Below are 17,726 nucleotides of genomic sequence, written 5' to 3' on the forward strand. Positions count from 1 at the left end.
GGCATCTCAGCCATGATCCTGAAACGCCGGCGTTGGCTGCATTGGGCGAGCAATCTCAAGCGCGCGTTTGCTCTCAATCGATCGGTCTGGATAAGCATCTAGTACGATCGAGGGGATCAACCGCTGTGTGATGTCAGAGTAGGTGAAGCCGACCTCTTGTCCATCCTTCGCTCCAGTGGCCTCTACCAGCCCTTCGATCTGCACGGAGGATAGACCCAGCGGTCGCAACTGGTGTTCCAGGACGTAGCGTCGCTGAGCTGAATCAGGACGGTTGAAGGTCAAAATGTCAGCGGCGCGACGGCGTACGGCCGGATCCAGCGCGTTGAGGCGATTGGTGCACATGATCACGGCGGCGGGCACCTTCGTCTGCGCCAGACGATCGATACCCCTGATGAAGGCATTGACCCCTGCTCGATCCTCATGGTGCATCTGCGCCGATTCCCGAGACTGGGTCAGCGCATCGGCCTCATCCACCAGCAAGATGACCCCTCCGGTGCTTTTTCCGCGACCTTGCAATTTGGTCGCTTCTGCCAGCGCGTAGTCGAACGCTGTGGTGAGTAGCTGGGTCATCTCGCCAACCTGTCCCTTGCCTCGGGTGGCCAGGCTGAGCGGGAACAAGGTGATATCAATCTTCTCCTGTCGCGCCACGGCATCACCGATAGTCTCTGCCAATTCGGTTTTGCCAGAGCCGACGTCACCGGAAAGAATGACCAAAGGAGGTCGGCGCAGTACGGAATCAAGCAGCGTTGCGGCACCTGGGTGATGGCGCTTGGCCCACAATTCCAGGCCAGCTGGGTGGACTAGCAGGCCGAGAATCTTCGACAAGCGAGCCTTCTGATCGTCCACGCCAATCAGCCGATCCAATCGGGTGCGGGCGTCGATGTCCGGATAGATGCGACGTTGATCAAACAACTCGTCAAGGGTTGGCTTTGAGTGCATTAGTAGCTCCTGACACTGAGGCGGTCGAGTGCCTTGCCACCCGCAGAGTAGCTGCGGTCAGACACCAGGCTTCCGCTGATACCAGGCTCGGCTGCCCCGGTACGCTGAAATGGAAGCGACTTTTCAAATGACTCCCGCTGAGGAGCCGACAGCGTGAACCAGGCAGAGGAATACGTCAGGTAGTTGTAGAAGCTCGCCCCGGATACATCTGCGCCTGGGCGGAGCTTGCCGGGATCGTCATCGATTCCGGACATGCCTGCAAGATCTTTTGCGGTGTAGCGCAGTGTGGGCTCGATCCAGTTATCACCCCGCTTGAAACCGTAGGTGACTGTGTCCAGATAGCCGGCCTTCAACAATTCAACCACTTCGGTCTCATAAGCGGCGATTCTGTCATCGCTGGGCGCCCCATAGAAGCGCTGCATACGCTTGAGGTCGGCGGCCAATTTCGCTGCCATGTGGCGGGCATGAGTGATCGTAAAGGTGCTGGTGCTTGATTGTGTGTAGCTGCCAGTCATAGGGCCCTCACGCTTGGAAGGAAGAGCCGAAGACCTTTTGCCAGTAGCGCACGGTCTCCTGCTTGGTCGGTGCAGCCAGTGCCGCATCAATCGCGTCGCCGGCATCCAATGCCGCCTCGACAATGGCATCGACCTGCGCGTGACCGTACAATTTGGCCACGTTGTTCTTCTCGTTCACCGGATCAATGATCTGCATAGGCTCGGAGAAGGCGGCGATAATGGCGGTAGGGTAGTAATCCTGGAATGCGATTTGTTCGCGAAGGCCGCTCTGCGCCACGTAGGTGAAGAAGTGCTGGAGCGCTTCGGGGTAGTTGGAGAAATCACGCCCCTCATCGCACAGCTTTGCCAGGATCATCTCGATCATGAAGGACTTGAAACGAAAGCCGGGAACTTCCGTCTTCATGCGCCTTGCCCAGAACTTGACCAAGCGCACCACCTGCACAAAATCCGAAGGCTGCAATTGTTTACGCCGCTTGGCAAACTCTAGGTGCCGGGGAATGCTGGTTCTCAAGAACGAGCCATCATCCTGACTGACTAGGTTGCCATACCAGTCAGGATCGCCGTCATAGAGGATCGGCACCACGTCCACATCCAGCCCAGAACCTTGGAACGAGACTGTTACGGAGTAAGTCTGGGGCTTGACTTGTTCGGGCTTGAAATTTGGATAAGCCTTTCGAAGCCGCTCTGCCAAGTACTCCAGCAGCCTCCCAATGTCCTTGGGGGCGTCTGCCCCACTGATGTAACAGGCCACGTCAATGTCGTTGAGCGACCGCAATGCGGTGCCTTTTGCCAGACTTCCCGAAAGGATCATCTTTCGAAGGGTGAAATCCGGGTGCTGCCCTAGGTAGGTCTCCAGACGCTCTCTCAGTCCACGCGCCTGCGCGCGTAGCTCATTGGCTTTATCGCGTGGCAGATTGACCCGATCGTCGGCAAAATTGACAAGCTCCCTATGGCCTACGTGCTGCGTTCCCATGCATCGATCTCCAAGCCGGGCGCGTGCCGACCGGCGGATAGGTGAGGTGGTACTGCGACTTCCCCGCTGCCAACTTGCCGGCTCGTTGTCGCAGGAACTGCGACTCTTCCCCGATCACGGGCCGGAAAGCTGATAGCTCCCGATCAACATTGGGATGGCTTTCACAGTTTCAAGGGCGTGGGTGGGTGCCGGGACGCGGCGCGCCTGGGACGGGCTCAATCCGCGTCGAGCAGCCGTGCGGCCGGGTTGTGCTGGGCGCCGCCCTGCTGGAAGTAGCCAGCCGCGCTGGCCACCGAGCGGTGATCGGTATTCGCCATCAGGGCGGGCAGCGCCAAGCCTTGGTGCGCCCCTTCGGTGATGAAGCCCGAGCGCAGGTTGTGTCCGCCGAAGTCCCCTCCAGGCCGGCGAGTGCGGCGCGGTGCTGGATGACCACGGCGGTGGTGTGGGGCGCCTATCGCCAAGTCAACCCGGGTGCCCGCACGCGGCAGGACAGCGCGTCATCGGTGATCCTAGCGGTGGGCAGTATCCGCAACTGACTGGCGCACAACGGCAGATGGTGCGCGAGGAGTACATGCGGGGCACCTAAGGTCTTCGGTTTGGGGTGGAAGTCCCGCTGGTCCAGTACGTCATTCAGGCCTATCGCGCGGCGCCGAACCCTCAGCGTCATCTTGCTCCTGACTATCTACTGATGGTAGACCAGCCAGAGTCTCTGCCCGATGGCGCCATCTGGCATTGACTGGTGCATCAGCATCACGGATTGAAGGCGCCTGGCCCTGGCGTGGATTCGATTGCTGTTGTTGGCAAATGCTACGAATAAATGGGTGCCGCCCATTTCCAGGTGCAAACAGGCGGCTTCTCTATCTCGGCAGCTGAGTTGTGCGTCAGAAGTTTAGGGTGGGGCGATCGATGCCTTTGCTTAGGGTTGCGTTATCCGAACGCCACGCGCAATTCGTGTGGATGGCTCGTATCCAAAAGCGCAATGGGACTGGGCGATCTATAACGCTCCGGAAGCGCGCTCAAGTTGCCCTCATGCTCCGAGAGGAGGATGCCGTCCGCGTAGCCCTGGGCGAGCACCGCTAGTCTCACTCGTAGTCCCAATCCCGAGTTGCTCACCCGCTGCGGGCTGGAATGGCTGAATTTGCCCAGGAGCTCATCTACGAAGTTCAAATAGTTGGGGTGAATCACTCGATAGCGCCCGCCTGGCCTGGTCGCGGCGTAGCTGCTCCATCCATCCGGAGCCGGTTGATCCCGAGCTCCGGCGACTCGCTCGCCTTGAGGGCTAAAGGCCTGATCTGATCGACCTCGTCGGGAACCTCTGGCTGCATTCTGGTCAATGTAACGGAGGATTGGGCCTGAGTCGTCCTCAGAGCCCGTATGGTTTGCACGTAGTGCTGTATCTGCGCCTGCTGGTGGTGATTGTTGATCTGGGTGTGTCGTGAGCCTGTACCTTTTAGCGTTGCAGACCCTCCTGGCCTGGCGTAGCGCCAGGCCAGGAGGAAGGTCCACAAGGCTGGAAATCCTGCTGGGATCAACGTGTACCCCTGGAGTTACGATCAGCCGACTTGTACGCCTTTGCTCCGCACACCAGTTGAGGTAGGCCTGTAGATACGCCGTGGCATTGGGGTGGGGGTGTCTCTGCAAGGCGGAAGCCGACTCATTCATAAGGTCAAAGCCGCACGCACAGGTGAGCAACTTCGTGGGCGTGCCAGCGACTGTCACCGGAAATCCATTGCATCGTGGGCAACTCTGGCGCAGGCGAACGCCATGCCAGGGACACGTGGAAATCCAGGGCAGCTGATGCAGTGTGGTGTGATACCCGAGTCTGATGCAAGGAAGGCAGTACCTCAACCTGAGATGGGAGGGCAGTCTCGGGTCGTCCGTCATGAACGGATACCACGCCGCCAAGTCCCACTCGGGCGGAGTCTCGATCCCAAGGGTTGTAGAGAGTGCCTCTTGTTGTACTTGCGAGGTCGTCAGGCTCAAGAGCAGGTTGATGTTTCTGTTTGGCTTGATTCCGAGGAGTTGTGAGTACTCCGTGACCCGCCTGGCCTGGTTCAGTCGCGATAGCCTCGCGACGCAGCCAAAAGCCGATTGGTATGGAACAAGTCGGAGGTTGCCGCCGACCAGCTGAGCGCCGCTCCTCATTTGCCTACGGCCCTATTTCTTGAGCTTTCGAAGCCGGCGTATGCGCTGCGCAGGAGAGCTTCATCAATGTGCTGGGTAGTAAGCCCTTCGAAATCGTTGCGCCCAGCAGCGATCTTGGTGAGTAGGTGGTAGACAAACTGGTTGAAGGAGGCCATGAGCCAATCCTTGGGAACGGGATAGTTGCCTTGATTGGCAAGGTTCTCAATTCGTTCGCGTATCGCTTCGGTCTCCTTCTCAAGGCGCCAGCCAACGCTGTAAGCATAGGGTGCGAATGCTTCGGTGTAGGTCTTTCCTCCCTCGTCCGGCCACCTCATAACTTGGTCAAGCTGGCGAAATGCCAAGGCGACATCACATGCGTCCTGCACGTCAGCGTCCTCCGTCGGGATGTCCCAGAGAAGCCCGGTAAAAGGATGGCTGTCGACAAAGAATCGGCCATACAGATGTGGCGGCGCCAGCTGACTAAGATCGTCTGCGCCTCCAATCACGCTGTTGCTCTGGTGGATGAAGAGAAAGAACGGTTGCACTGATGATCCGAGGAAGTGGTTCTGAAGCTTTGCAAGGTGGGCGTAGTCCTTGAGCGTGAGCTGCTCAGCCGTATCGATCGCAATCACGACCACGTCGGCCGATGCTCTAGCGGCTTCCTGCTCAATTGCCCGGATGATCCTGAGGAGGAGATCCTGTGGGCTGGCTACGGTTGTTGCCCTCATGCCCAGTCCAAGGATGACCTCGCGGAAGAAGTTGCCTTCGCTAGGGGTAGTCGGTTTTCCGACGACCATCCGGAGGAATCCAATAGGAAATGGTCGCCAAGAAGTGGTGGTTTCAAGTATTCGCGTGGCAGTTGACTTCCCACACCGGCCATCGCCAATGATCCTCAGGCTCGGCCGCCCATACTCCAGGCACGTGGCGAATCCAGATGCCATTCGCAGTAAGGGGAGAGTCTGGATATTGGGGCGATGTCGCGCGTGCATTGGGTGGTTCTCAAGGCTCGCCGGGGCCTTCATCAGCGGAGCCTCGTGTTGAACGTGGCCCTGCGGATTCCCATCAGTGGAGAGCCTTGCCCCTGACTGTTGGTCGTGGAAGGTGGCTTGGGCACATCGCCAGCTGCCATGAGCGAGGCGCTGTCCCTGACGCCAGCGGCCGCCGATCGGACGGCTGCGTGATAGGCCTCAATGTTGTCGGCTAAACAGTAGTTACCGGGCTCCCGTGACGCGTCGCTCTTCGCCCAGCGTGCCGCGCGCTTCCTGATCGACAGCGTGTGGGCCACGCTCGCATATGGGGCGAGAGCGTGAAGTGTGAGTACACGCTTACCGCCTCTCCAGAGGGTCAGCTTGCGAATGTCTCGCCAGTCTTCGTAGGTTGCGTCAAATGACTGCCCAATCAGGTGCCACTGTCCAGACAGTGTTGGTGACCTGTACCTAGCGTGGTCGAGATAGACGAGGGGAGGTACACCACTCCTTCTGGAGCCTCTGATGGTCACCTTCATCCGCCTAACGGTCATGTTTCTCACGTCATCTTCGGTGCCAGGTGCATGCCACACCCACTCCCCAGATGCCAGATGCTCATCAATGATTCGCTTGGGCGACCTGGGTTCGCGAGTGGACCGGCTCGTCACATTGTGCGAGGTAACATAGGTGTCAATGAGGTCTTTCAAGACCTCCAGGAGAATGGGGTGGTCTTTCCCGTCAAGCTTTGTAGTGACTTGACGCTCATTCACTTGCGTTGCGGGAGCAAAGCCGCCGGCGATGTGGCGCAGCAGGCCATTCTCAATCTTCTTGAATAGAGCCTCGATGTAGGGGCGACCTTCGCCCATCCCGGATCGTCCAAAGTGCAGGATTCCCTTGTGATGATCAATGAGATTTCGGACTGTCATCTTGGCGTGATGGGATGAGTCGTTGTCCATTGCGATCATTGCGCTTCTCATCACTACCTCATCCACTAGGTAGATCGACGGCATCCATGCACTAGTCGAGTAGCTCAAGTTCGACGTGCTCAGATCCCTTGGTTGCCAGGGGCTCATGATCTTCGCGAACAGGCTGACTACATCGTGTTGCTCGTACTTCCGGCCAAGCACCATTTCCCAACCAAGGATGGCGCCACTCCCGACATCAACAACTGCCAGTAGCCAGATCCGACTAATCTTCTCTAGCCGGAATGAGCCGTCCGCCATCGGCATGGCCAGCCATGCGTCGATGTCGACGGAATGCTCGTCGTACTCAACTCGATCAAATGGCCGAATGCTGAGTAGGTTCTCGATTCGGGTGGAAGTAGGCTCATCCGCAGCCAAGAGCATCTCATTTTCGCTCTTTGTGCCTCGGATGCGCTTTATGAGGGAGGTCAGTGCTCGTCTTCCCTTGTCACGGATGTTGAGCGGATACATGGCCTGAAAGCCCTTCCCAGTCAGCACCTTCACGAACTGGGAATGCAGCCTGTCGAACGCGGGGCTCCTTTTGGACTGTGTTGGCAAGGCGCCCTTGAATCTTGCGACTGCATCGCCGAGTTCGGGGATCGCTTGCAGGACAGCATCTATGGCGAACGGATGTGAACTATCGGGGACGACCGAGTTGTTGCGATCTGACACGCTGAATCGCGCATAGGGAATGCAGGCTCGGTATCCGACTCGATGACCGCTCTCGTCGAAGAGCAGTGCGGTCCGGATCATTCGAGAGAGGGTATTTCGCGGCACGCCCCATCGAAGGGCTGCGTCGACCAAGGTTGCCCCATCAAGGACGCTGGTGAGTGCTGACAGGCGGGCTTGAAATTCCGACTGTTGATCAGCTGGAAGTACGATCCCATTTGGCCTTGGAGTTGCCCGGATCGACTCGAGGTCGACGGCATTGAACTTGGAACTCATGGGTCGGCCCTCCAGATCCTTGATCGCCCCGTCATTCGAGGAAATGCATCGGTCGCCAGAAATCCGACGTGAAGCAACTCAGCCACGACCCCCTGAATGTGAGTTCGAGGGTGGTGCCTGAGCTCATGGATGAGTTCATCTGCACTGATGCTGCCGCTTCGCTCGATGGTCGCGGCGATTTCCTGTCGCAACGCCAGGCTGCTCCCCAGATCCTTGGCTGACTGGCAGAACCCGAGCAGTTGGTAGCAGAGCTCATTCCTGCCGCCGGGCGCCTTGAGTTCGTCCTCCGTGATTAGCCACAAAGAGATGCCTGCATCCTTGGCTGCTGAACGAAGCCGGTCCAGCTCGCGAGGACGACGCTTGCCATCCACGCCGGGTACTGTCTGCGAATTCGGAATGACGTTTGCATAGATCTCCTGGCCTCCGCGCCTCTGAAACCAGAAATGGAGTTCCATGCTGTCAAGTCCTACCGGGATGGACCGAGGCCTCTCGGTCACGGCCGCCACTGATGGATCAAACTCCAATTGCAGTCGAAGCGCGAGTTGCAGGGGGCCGTGTACGGTAACCGTCCGGTTCTCTTTCGGGCTAAAGAAGGTGAAGATGTCCCCCCTCTTGATCTGGCCAGCGGTTAGTTCACGGGGGGCCAGCGGTCGATCCTTCCCATTGTGGAGCGGGTCGGAGGCGCGTGCAGACGCTACGCCTTGGAACGGGCTCACGGGATTGGTCGCGTGGTTGCTCATGCTGCCTCCTTGTGGATGACTGCAGTTCGCATGGTCGAGGAGTGGCGCTGCGCAATCGCGATTGAGGGATGACTCAATGCATGGTCAGCTGAGTGTTGGATCTTCATCGATCGACTTCCCGGTTGGCCTCGGAGAATGAGGCTCGGTACTGGCGGCAATGGCCAGCAGGGTCATTGGGGATTTCGGGCATGGGGTGCCGTGCCGATTGCCATACGATGGCAGTCGGAGCGCGCAGATGCCCGCTCAAGCAGCTTTGCCGCTTGACACGAAGTCGGAATTGCGGGAGCCTACATACGTTATCGTAGAGCTTCACCCCCTCTCGCTCCGGCGAGAGGCTATCGCCCCCGTTGCTGCGGGCGCGATTTCATTTCCGGGGTCGGAGATTTGATGAACTGGGGGGCTAAATGCCTCCTTTGAAGCTGGAGTTTTGGCGTCAAGCCGTTCAGGGGCGCACTGTGCGCCTAGGTGAGTTTCAGCAGATCAGAAGTGGTGCGGGCCTTTTGGCTTCGGCCTCAGCTCGCGTGCTCAGGAATTACAGCGAGTTCAGCCACTCAGCGACATCTCGCGTTTTGGCGAACAACCCCCGCCGACCTGGCAGCGGAAAGGTGCGAACCGGCAAAAGTTCACGCTGGACGGCTCGGCCGAAGGTGCGGCCGTTTGGAAAGCCAAGGTTCCGCTGGAGGTCGCTGCCGCCCATGAGCTCCCCATGCCGCTCTAGCAGCTCGCGACTGAGTTCGGTGGAGACTGCTGCTTCTGGATTCTGGATAGGCATGACGCAACTCCTAGCTACCGTTGGACCCCATCATGCACAATTGCAGCCAGTTCTAGGGGATTCTTTAGTCCCGCTTCAGAAGATCCATAAGTATGCCTCGTGGCAAGATTCCAACAGACGTGGCGCTGGTCGTCCGCAATAGCGTGTGGGCCTGCGTTGTGCGAAGGCTGCATGGCGATCGACTGACCTGGGATGATCTTGATCAGTTGCTCTTGCCTAGAGTTGGGCTCGATATACACGCGCAAGCGGCCAACGGTCGTCCCCGATCCTTCTACCGGTTCTTCAGCAAGGGGCATCATCCAGGGAAGCTACGCGGTCCTGGTGGATACTTGATTGACTCGGTGCATGGGGATCCAGCGTTCGCGGCTGCAAAGGAGGCCTTCGAGCATCCGATCTGGATGATCTGCAGCACAGAGGCTCCCACTGCGGAGCAATTGCGGGGCGTACGTCGATCACTAATGGAGCGTCTTGGGCTACTGATGCCGTCCATCACCGAACGCCTGGTGGCTTCTCATCACAATCTCCCTGGCCTCAGCAGCTATGCGCCAAGTCGGGTAGATGCCTTGGAGTCCATGTTCAACGTGGCCGAAGGTGGCTCCTTGGACGCGATAGGCCTGTGTGCGTGTAACTATCTGTTAGCTATAGACAGCGGTAGGCTCGAGACTGCAGTAGATGTCCGGGATGCACTACGCTGGGCAATTATTCGTTTTTGTGCTGTTTGGGGATTGCGCCCCGACGCATGCACGGCAATCCAGCTGTTGATGGAGCAGCGGGTGGTCAGGCTTCGTAGGGGATCGCTGTTGCCAAAGGATGTTGGGTTTCCACTTGGCAATACGGATTCCAGCGCGTTTAGTAGCAATTCGGCGAAGGGGGTATTCTTCGCAGATGACTATCCGTGCATGCTTCCGGTGACTCCTCGCACAGGTGGGGTGGATACATTCTTCGCCCGGTTTCACTCGCACTATCTTGCTTTCGTGAATGATCTGACAAGGCAAGGAGCATTCGCGCAGCTGGCTGGGACTGAGCTCGGCGGATCTTTGCCGACTCAAGATGCAATTGACGACCTGTTTCTTGGGCTGCTGGACGTGCCGGAGGATGTTTGTCACGGCGAGGTTGCAACTCTCAAGCAGTTTGCGCCAATCAGTCCGGTAGCGGCATGCGTGGCGGAAGTCCTGCCCACTTCTAGCATCGGAAGCTCGCCTTACACCCGCATCAAGCCTCTGGGCGCAGTGCTTCTGAAGTTCATGCGTTCTGTCGACATGCTGGTTGACGTTGAGCATCCGCATCCCATGGTTGATGAGCCGTGAGATGCGCCTCCAGGATCTTTCGTTACCTTGAAGTGGCGTCAACAAGGGAGAGGTATCAACGCTAGCCGCGCGGTGGAGGTCACTGTTCTTGCGGGGAGATGCGCATGCTGGTTCTGCAATGCATGCCGAGCCTTTTAAGCTATGGTCAGTACGAAGAGGTCGCCCCAAAGGGATTTCCTTGAAGCGCTGAACCTCTTATTGCGAAGGAATCGTCAGTCAAGCGCGCCGACAGGGCTTATGAATGCTTTCCCTTCTAGCTCGGATGGTGCGCTGGAGGCCACCACTTGACCAGCCAGTCCTGTGTAGCCAGAACTGGCAAGAAGCCATTTGCTCAAAGTGGTCGCATGCTCGTTGAGCGGGATAGTGGGGTGGGCACTAGGCGTGAGCCTAGTGGTACGCATCTGAAGAAGACTGAGCCTTAGCTCAGTAAAGTCAGTCTTTGAGTCGCTTCTCAAAGTCGGCAATGAGCTTGCCCAGGGATAGGCCTGTCAGGCGCGCTATGTCCCTAAGCTCCACGACGTCAACCCTGCGCTTCCCTGTCTCAACATCGCTAATGAACGACTGGCTGCGCCCCAGCTTGCTGGACACTTGTACTTGGGTAAGGCCAGCAGCCAAGCGCGCGTCTCTGACGGTCTCAATCAGGGCGGCGTATTCCTTGCGATGGATTGTCTTGGCCACGGCCGCACCCTGGTTGAGCGGCTTCAGAAGCTATATCCAGTTCTCCGATATCTAAAAACCAGATATCCTGTGCTTCTCATTGACAGGGGAAGGGCATGATCAAAGAACAACGTCGACGCGACGCAGCTGGCTGGGGCAGGCAGGGCTTGCTGCTTGCTCTGACGGTCCTAGTTGCCGCCTGCAGCGGTCCAGTAGACAGGAAGTTGGTCACTGACGGCACGCAGGAGCAATACAGAGCGTCGATTGACGCAATTGACGCCGAGCTGAGTGCCCATGAGCGGGATGCCTTCAACTGGGCCGTTGCCGGCCTTGATCTGGCTGAGCTGAACAAGGCCTACCCGAATGCATCTATAAGACAGGTGGTTAGGGGGCACATCAAGCAGATTAGGGATGCCCATCCAAAAGAAATTCTTGCTCTGCAGGAGCAGGCCAACGCGCAGCGGCCGACGATCACCGAACTAGAAAGAGTGCGTGCGAGTGGCGCAACGTTACGGATCGAGGACAGCTTCTTTGGCCCGAAGCCGGTCATTGAGGCGCGAATTGCGAATAGCTCAACTTTGGCGCTCAGCCAGGCCAGCTGGGCGGCGACGCTCTACATCAATGGCGAAGCTCAGCCCACGGCAAAGTCGCGGGTGCACAGCGACTTCCGATCGATTGATGGCCTCAAGCCGAGCCGCGGCGTCACGGCGCGCTTCAATGTTGGCTTCGTAAAAGGTGATGATGCGTGGTCGACACTGGCAATTCGACAAGCGTCTTCAACGCGAGTCGAGCTCGAACTAATTCCTCAGACGGCTTTGGACTTCAATGACAAGCCCTACATAGCTGCCAACTATAGGGAAAAGATCCAGTCTCTGGAGAATCAGCTTAAGCAAGCCGAGAAGTTCTCAGATATCTGACTCATTGGCGTTCCGCAACTGCGTCCGATGACCAAGCGCAGCGCGGAACGCTCCAGATCCAAGTGTCCAACTGCTGATGAGGATCCTAGCGCTCAATGCGACCGACCATCCTTGCTCTCGATCTCGAGGGGACGCTGATCTCAAATGCTGTCAGCCAGATTCCACGCCCAGGGCTTTATCAGTTCCTTGAGGTCGCTCATGAACTCTTCGAGCATCTGGTCATCTACACCACGGTCCCTGAGGCAGCTTTCCGCAGGATTTCGCGGCTGCTGGTCGAGGAAGGGAGCGCGCCAGGCTGGTTCGCTGAGTTGCCATATACATTCTGGGGAGGGGCAACGAAGGACCTCCGGTATGTGTCTCCGATCCTGGGTGCAGCGCTGTTGCTGGACGATCACGCGGACTACATCCATCCGGGGCAGGAGCGCTATTGGATTGAGGTCTCTTTGTTCGGCGCTCCATATGACGCGGATGACGCCGGCCTGGAAGTGGCCCTTGAGATGCTGAAGGAACGATTGGTTGTTCCGTTGTAGTTGGTGTGCTTAGTGAGTGGGTTGGCGGGTGCAGCTCTTCCAGCCAGCAGCGCCGGTTGCTGCATAGGAATGGGCTGTCGTTCAGGAGATCCGACATGATTCGAACAAGTTTGACCCACCCTTTAGCTATCGCGGAACTCCCGGTTGGCGAAAGGGGAGGGGCAATTGGTGTGACCTTCGCGCCAGGTAAGTACCAAGAAGTTGCGATGACGGGGGCATGGGCGAGAGACATCGATGTGGATGTCTCTGTGATTCAGTGTTGGGGAGCCAGCCACCTGATCACGCTACTCGAGCCGTGGGAGTTCAGTGAGTTGCGGATCGAGTGCTTGCCTCAAGTGGTTGAAGGGCAGGGCATCTCATGGCATGGCCTTCCAATCACGGATGGCGCAGCACCTGACCAGAGGTTGCTCGAACGATGGCCAGTACTGGGGTCAATGCTCGTTCGGAGTTTGCATTCGGGCCTGCGCATTGTGGTCCACTGCAAGGGTGGGCTGGGGCGAGCCGGCACTGTCGCAGCGATGCTTCTACTGCAGTCAGGGGCTGAGCGAACAGCGCAGGCTGCCATTGGCTCGGTGCGACGTGTCAGGCCGGGTGCCATCGAGACCGCTGTCCAGGAGGATTTCCTGCAGCAATGGGCACAGGGACTGCGCTCGTAGTTGCCCTTCCAGATCAAACGCGTGGCGAGCTCATCAGTCGTTCAAGGCCAGCCCTGGCTATTGGCGCCACCGATACCTACGCGATCTAGTCGACCGCTGACACCGGATTCGCTGGGTCGCGCGCCCACTAGTGGACGCGGCGCGGAGAGTATCCGCTAAAGCCTCCAGTCGCTACTTGGCTGCAGCCAGTACTGTCTGCCCAGAGGGATAAACGTCTCCATTGCCACGTCCAAGATCAACGGCTGACGCCAGCCATGGCCTGGCACGAAGCAAAAGTCAGTCGGGCCAAGTGCTCCCGATTGAACTCGGCTAACGAGCCAAGTGCATCTCCTGCTGATCTCTCGATCAAGTACCCGACGGGCGGCCTCCTCGTCCAGATCAGCTTTCAGGAACTCCGACGCAACGTTGCGCATGCCGGCCCACAGTACATACCTCTTGCGTCCCAAGCTCAGTGCATTCCACTCCGGGAGCTGGGTCGATCTCAGGCCATTGCCCAGCGTGGGAGATAGCCGATACTTGCGTAGCAGGTTGGCCAGGTATGCACGGGCTTCGCTCTCTGCGAGCGAGGTTCCCAAGGTCCGTTTGGCAGTGGACGGGCATTCGGCAGCCCATCGGGTAAGCGTACTGGTCAACCTGGCCTCCAGACTCACGTCCTGACGTGACCAAGCGGCCTGATAGGTCCATGCCAGAGGCTCATACAAGGACCTCGCCCCGGAATTGGGGGCTGCGATGGGAATGCGCTGCAGTACGCGAAGTGAGGCAAGCGTATCGAGTGCGGCTGAGGCCAAGCCCTCGGCGGCAACAGGCCCGCTTACGGTCCTTGAGCGCTCCAGTGCGCACCAGGCGCAGGCTAAGAACGGGCCGATTGAACGAACGAAATCGTCCAACTCTGGCCAATGCGAAATGAGGGTCGGTTGGGTGACAACATAGGCCACTTGTCTCTCAGATCGCTCGCCTAGCTCACCAGCATAGCAGCGAGGCGAGTCCGCGTCTATCTGATCTTCAGATATCGCCACACTGCTGTCCGTGGCTGCGCTGGAGTTGTGAGTGAAAGTCCCGTCGCTTCCTCCAGCGGTGTTCTAGGTTCTTTGGGGAGCCGTGCTATGCCGAGGAGCGCGAGTAGGCCATTGAGCATGGACGAATCAGTGGTTCAAGTTCCATGTCGCGCGGCCGATACAGCCCTGTCCAGACTCCTGGCGGGTCGTCCCGGCCACGAATCCAGTCGATGGCATCCCGTTTGCCCAGGAGCTCCGGAGCGACGTTCTAAGTACCCTGCCATGTACTCAATTCAGAAGATCATCGACCTGCTGCTGCTATTGGGCGTTCCTTCGCTGCTCTTCATTGGCGCTTACGTTCTGCGCCGCCCCAAAAGAGAGCTCAGTTGGGAGCCGGTGCTGGATCAGCGAGTTCATTGCTGGAAATGGTGCGCCTATGGCTTCATTTTTCTCTTGTATGTTCCCGGGACGACGTTGTATCGAACGTTGATTCCTACGGGTTGTGATGGACTTGTTTGCGTCCAGTTCTTCACCGCGAGTGGATACCGTATCGCCCCGAGCGAACTTCATGTTGTTCTCGTCGCAACTGCCGTTTTCGCGGGGTACTTCTTTGCGCGTGTTCGAGCTTCGTACTCACCGATTCCTACCAGGGCCCGGGGCTACGTCCTGAAGGTTGCCTATCATGGCAAGGGGGAGTACTCGCCACACTTGGAGATAGCCCGCCAAGTTCGCCGGCGTCAGCTCAGAGCGGAGCTTGCTGAAAGGCGTAGGCTTGAGCGGGAGGGCTTCCACCTATGGTTAAGATCCGTACGGCCGTGGGTTTGCACGTTGGCCAGAGGCTCTACTGTTGAGCTACTTAGCCCCATGCTGTCGGGAAGGGACCCACTCACTCTTGTCAGGTGGCTATCTCGTAGCGGCCCCATACATGATGTAGTCCTTCTTTCTAGGCGACTTCGTTGGTGTGAGGCGTTCTTCTACCACCTCACCGTGAATCATCGACTTTCCTTCAAGTCAGTTCGATCCGAAGGCATACGATTCAGGGTCGGCTGAAGGCCCCACTCATCACATCCTGTGTGTCTTAGGGCGATACACGATTCTGGGAGGCCGGGCGTATTGGCTAACTGATTGAGTCAAGTCGAGGGCCAGAGGCGGTGGCATTTGACCTTCGGCTTAGCTGAAGATAGTCCAGTGACATTCAGTTCATGAGTCGGCCGCCACCGAACCCACTCGCCCTTTCCGGGCTTTAGTTGAGCCCATTCTCCACTTCAGGCGAATGGGCGGCATATCACGCTCAATGATAGCTCGTGCTCGCACTCACCTTGCCGCGGAAAACGCGGTATGACCAGGCGGTGTAGCCCAGGATGACAGGAAGCATGACCGCCAAGCCGACCAGGCTGAAGCCAAGCGACGACACTGGCGCTGCTGCATCCCAGATCGTCAATGCCGGGGGGAGCAGGTACGGCCACATGCCGAGTACGAGGCCTAGGTAACCCAGGACAAACAACGACAGGCTCAGTAGGAAAGGGGCAAGATCATGAGTGGGGCGTTTCTCCGCGCGCCACAGCGCCACTGCCACGGCGAGCGTAAGAAGGGGGACGGGGGACAGCCACCAGAAATTCCCGTCACTGAACCAGCGAGTCATTAGTCGCAGATCAAGGAACGGCAGCCAGCTGCTCACGAGCCCCATGGCCACGATCACGGCGACCACCAGGGGGCGGGTCAGGCGCCTGGCAAGTGCGTGGGTTCGCCCCTCGGTCTTCAAGATTAGCCAGGTGCCTCCAAGCAAGGCGTAGCCGGCAACCAAGGCTGCTCCGGTAAGCATGGCAAAGGGGCTGAACCATAGGAATGGCCCGCCAGCGTAGGTGTCACCAGTCATTGGCACGCCTTGCACCACCGTGCCAAGAATCACTCCTTGAGAGAACGCGGCCAGAAGCGAGCCAAGGCCGAAAGCCACGCTCCAAAGCCTCTTGGAGCGATGGGCTTTGAACCTGAACTCAAAGGCGACCCCCCGGAAAACCAATGATACAAGCAGCAGAAGTACTGGAAGGTACAGGGCCGAAAGAAGCGCTGCATAGGCTGTTGGAAACGCTGCTAGCAATCCGGCTCCGCCGAGCACCAGCCAGGTTTCGTTGCCATCCCATATTGGGGCAGCGGTGTTCATCATCACATCGAGCTGCTCTTCATCCTCGGCAAAGGGCGCGAGAATGCCAATACCGAGTACGAAGCCGTCGAGGACGACGTACATCAGGACGCCGAAGCTGATGACGGCGAACCAGGCGATGGGCAACCAGGTCATCGAGTCCATGTCAGCGTTCCTCAGAGAGATTGATCAGCGGCCGAGATAGGCCGTGCAGGTGTGCGATCACCACCCTCTAGCGACGGACTTCCGTCTTGGGCATGTGGGCCATGTCGGAGGATCTTGACCAGATACCAGATGCCCCAACCAAATACGAACGCATATCCAGCGACATAGACCGCGAGTGAGATCGCTGTCATCCAGGCCGTTTGCGGTCCCACGGCATCAGCCGTTCGCAAAACGCCATAGACAATCCAAGGCTGGCGCCCCATCTCGGTGACAAACCAGCCGGCCACCAAAGCAACGAACCCACTTGGAAGCATCCAGTTCCAAGCGCGCAGCAGGGCCCCGGAATCGAACAGCTTACGGCGGGCCAGGGTGAAAGCAGAAAGCCAGGCGAGCAGTAGCATGAGGGTGCCTATCCCAACCATGATCCGGAATGCGAAGAACACAGGCGTGACCGGAGGTCGTTCGCTCGCCGGTACGGATGTCAGCGGTGCGAAGGTTCCATCCATGGAGTGAGTCAGGATGAGGCTGCCAACACGCGGAATCGCGATCTCAAGATCGTTCCGCTCTTCCTTCTCATTTGGTACAGCGAAGACGACCAGCGGAACTCCTTCACCTTCTTGGCCCTGATGCCAGTGAGCCTCTACCGCTGCGATCTTCATCGGCTGGTGCTTGAGGGTGTTCAGACCATGCATGTCACCCACGAAAATCTGAACAGGAACGGTAATGGCCGCAAATATCACAGCCGCCCCAAGCATCTTGCGGCCGGCTTCGACGTGCTCCTTACGCCGCAGGTACCAGGCGCCAACACCACCCACCACGAAGCAGGTTGTTATGAATGACCCTATTGCCATATGGGCCAGTCGATAGGGGAACGATGGATTGAACACAACCTCGAACCAGTCAACCGGATGGACCACTCCGTTGATCATTTCGTAGCCCGCAGGCGTATGCAACCAGCTGTTGGAGGCAAGAATCCAGAACGTTGAAAAGAGCGTTCCAAGTGCGACCATGCATGTGGAAAAGAAGTGCAGGCGTGGTGATACTCGCCCCCAGCCGAACATCATCACTCCGAGGAAACTTGCCTCCAGGAAGAAGGCTGTCAGGACCTCGTAAGTCAGTAGGGGGCCGATTACGGTTCCGGCGATCTGGCTCAAACGAGGCCAGTTTGTGCCGAACTGGAACGCCATGACGATACCGCTTACCACGCCCATGCCGAAGGACACGGCAAAGATCTTCTGCCAGAAGAAGAACAGATCCCGCCACACCGGGTTGCGGGTTCGAAGCCAGCGCCATTCCACGAAACCAAGCCAACTGGCCAAGCCAATGGTGAAGGCAGGGAAGAGCACATGGAAGCTGATGAGAAAGCCGAACTGAATTCGGGAAAGGAGGAGGGCGTCCATAACGATCCCAATAGGGGGTGGGTG

General features: G+C 58.2%; 14 protein-coding genes and 1 pseudogene. 4 read left to right on the forward strand and 11 right to left on the reverse strand.

What is annotated here, in order from left to right:
- Positions 1 to 6 precede the first annotated feature (6 nt).
- The 8 genes and pseudogenes from AC5P7R_RS17570 to AC5P7R_RS17605 form a co-directional block, all read right to left on the reverse strand.
- Positions 7 to 939: an AAA family ATPase gene (locus AC5P7R_RS17570; RefSeq protein WP_017355006.1), complete on the reverse strand. Its 933-nt coding sequence runs from the start codon at positions 937 to 939 to the stop codon at positions 7 to 9.
- A complete protein-coding gene (locus AC5P7R_RS17575; RefSeq protein ID WP_026070608.1) occupies positions 939 to 1,454 on the reverse strand; it encodes an HORMA-1 domain-containing protein in 516 nt (171 codons plus the stop codon). The genes AC5P7R_RS17570 and AC5P7R_RS17575 overlap by 1 nt, the downstream gene beginning before the upstream one ends.
- Positions 1,455 to 1,461: 7 nt before the next feature.
- A complete protein-coding gene (locus AC5P7R_RS17580; protein WP_026070609.1) occupies positions 1,462 to 2,427 on the reverse strand; it encodes a CBASS oligonucleotide cyclase in 966 nt (321 codons plus the stop codon).
- A 215-nt stretch (positions 2,428 to 2,642) separates the two neighbouring features.
- Positions 2,643 to 2,851: pseudogene (locus AC5P7R_RS17585) on the reverse strand (integrase); the annotation flags it as partial.
- A 1,717-nt stretch (positions 2,852 to 4,568) separates the two neighbouring features.
- Positions 4,569 to 5,573, reverse strand: coding sequence for an ATP-binding protein (locus AC5P7R_RS17590; RefSeq protein WP_332840906.1), 1,005 nt, complete (start codon positions 5,571 to 5,573; stop codon positions 4,569 to 4,571).
- Complete coding sequence (locus AC5P7R_RS17595) at positions 5,573 to 7,423, reverse strand: hypothetical protein (protein ID WP_049399271.1); 1,851 nt, start codon at positions 7,421 to 7,423, stop codon at positions 5,573 to 5,575. Before AC5P7R_RS17595 ends, AC5P7R_RS17590 begins: the two co-directional genes overlap by 1 nt.
- The gene (locus tag AC5P7R_RS17600) at positions 7,420 to 8,163 is read right to left on the reverse strand and encodes a hypothetical protein (protein WP_017354507.1); all 744 of its coding nucleotides are present in this window, start codon (positions 8,161 to 8,163) and stop codon (positions 7,420 to 7,422) included. Before AC5P7R_RS17600 ends, AC5P7R_RS17595 begins: the two co-directional genes overlap by 4 nt.
- Before the next feature lie 532 nt (positions 8,164 to 8,695).
- On the reverse strand, positions 8,696 to 8,935 hold the full coding sequence (locus AC5P7R_RS17605) for a hypothetical protein (protein WP_049399270.1): 240 nt from the start codon (positions 8,933 to 8,935) through the stop codon (positions 8,696 to 8,698).
- Between the two features lie 479 nt (positions 8,936 to 9,414).
- On the opposite strand from AC5P7R_RS17605, the gene AC5P7R_RS17610 reads away from it, so the two are divergent.
- Entirely contained in the window at positions 9,415 to 10,242 is an 828-nt protein-coding gene (locus AC5P7R_RS17610) for a hypothetical protein (RefSeq protein WP_049421696.1), read from the forward strand.
- 432 nt (positions 10,243 to 10,674) lie between these two features.
- On the opposite strand, the gene AC5P7R_RS17615 is transcribed toward AC5P7R_RS17610, so the two are convergent.
- Positions 10,675 to 10,920 (reverse strand): helix-turn-helix domain-containing protein, encoded by a 246-nt coding sequence (locus tag AC5P7R_RS17615; RefSeq protein ID WP_017354505.1) that lies wholly within the window; start codon positions 10,918 to 10,920, stop codon positions 10,675 to 10,677.
- 95 nt (positions 10,921 to 11,015) lie between these two features.
- Here AC5P7R_RS17615 and AC5P7R_RS17620 point away from each other — a divergent pair, with 95 nt between their 5' ends.
- The 3 genes from AC5P7R_RS17620 to AC5P7R_RS17630 all read left to right on the forward strand — a co-directional run bounded on the left by AC5P7R_RS17620 (position 11,016) and on the right by AC5P7R_RS17630 (position 13,002).
- Positions 11,016 to 11,816 carry a hypothetical protein gene (locus AC5P7R_RS17620; protein ID WP_017354504.1) on the forward strand — a complete coding sequence of 267 codons (801 nt, stop codon included), beginning with the start codon at positions 11,016 to 11,018 and terminating at the stop codon, positions 11,814 to 11,816.
- A gap of 95 nt (positions 11,817 to 11,911) precedes the next feature.
- Positions 11,912 to 12,346 carry an NIF family HAD-type phosphatase gene (locus tag AC5P7R_RS17625; RefSeq protein WP_017354503.1) on the forward strand — a complete coding sequence of 145 codons (435 nt, stop codon included), beginning with the start codon at positions 11,912 to 11,914 and terminating at the stop codon, positions 12,344 to 12,346.
- Between the two features lie 206 nt (positions 12,347 to 12,552).
- A complete protein-coding gene (locus AC5P7R_RS17630; RefSeq protein WP_017354502.1) occupies positions 12,553 to 13,002 on the forward strand; it encodes a phosphatase domain-containing protein in 450 nt (149 codons plus the stop codon).
- Positions 13,003 to 15,288: 2,286 nt separating this feature from the next.
- Here the strand turns inward: AC5P7R_RS17630 and cydB are convergent.
- Positions 15,289 to 16,302 carry a cytochrome d ubiquinol oxidase subunit II gene (gene cydB, locus AC5P7R_RS17635; RefSeq protein WP_017354501.1) on the reverse strand — a complete coding sequence of 338 codons (1,014 nt, stop codon included), beginning with the start codon at positions 16,300 to 16,302 and terminating at the stop codon, positions 15,289 to 15,291.
- 11 nt (positions 16,303 to 16,313) lie between these two features.
- Positions 16,314 to 17,702: a cytochrome ubiquinol oxidase subunit I gene (locus AC5P7R_RS17640; RefSeq protein WP_017354500.1), complete on the reverse strand. Its 1,389-nt coding sequence runs from the start codon at positions 17,700 to 17,702 to the stop codon at positions 16,314 to 16,316.
- Positions 17,703 to 17,726: the final 24 nt, after the last annotated feature.

It is taken from the genome of Stenotrophomonas sp. YJH_SMC_27 (genome assembly GCF_059369815.1).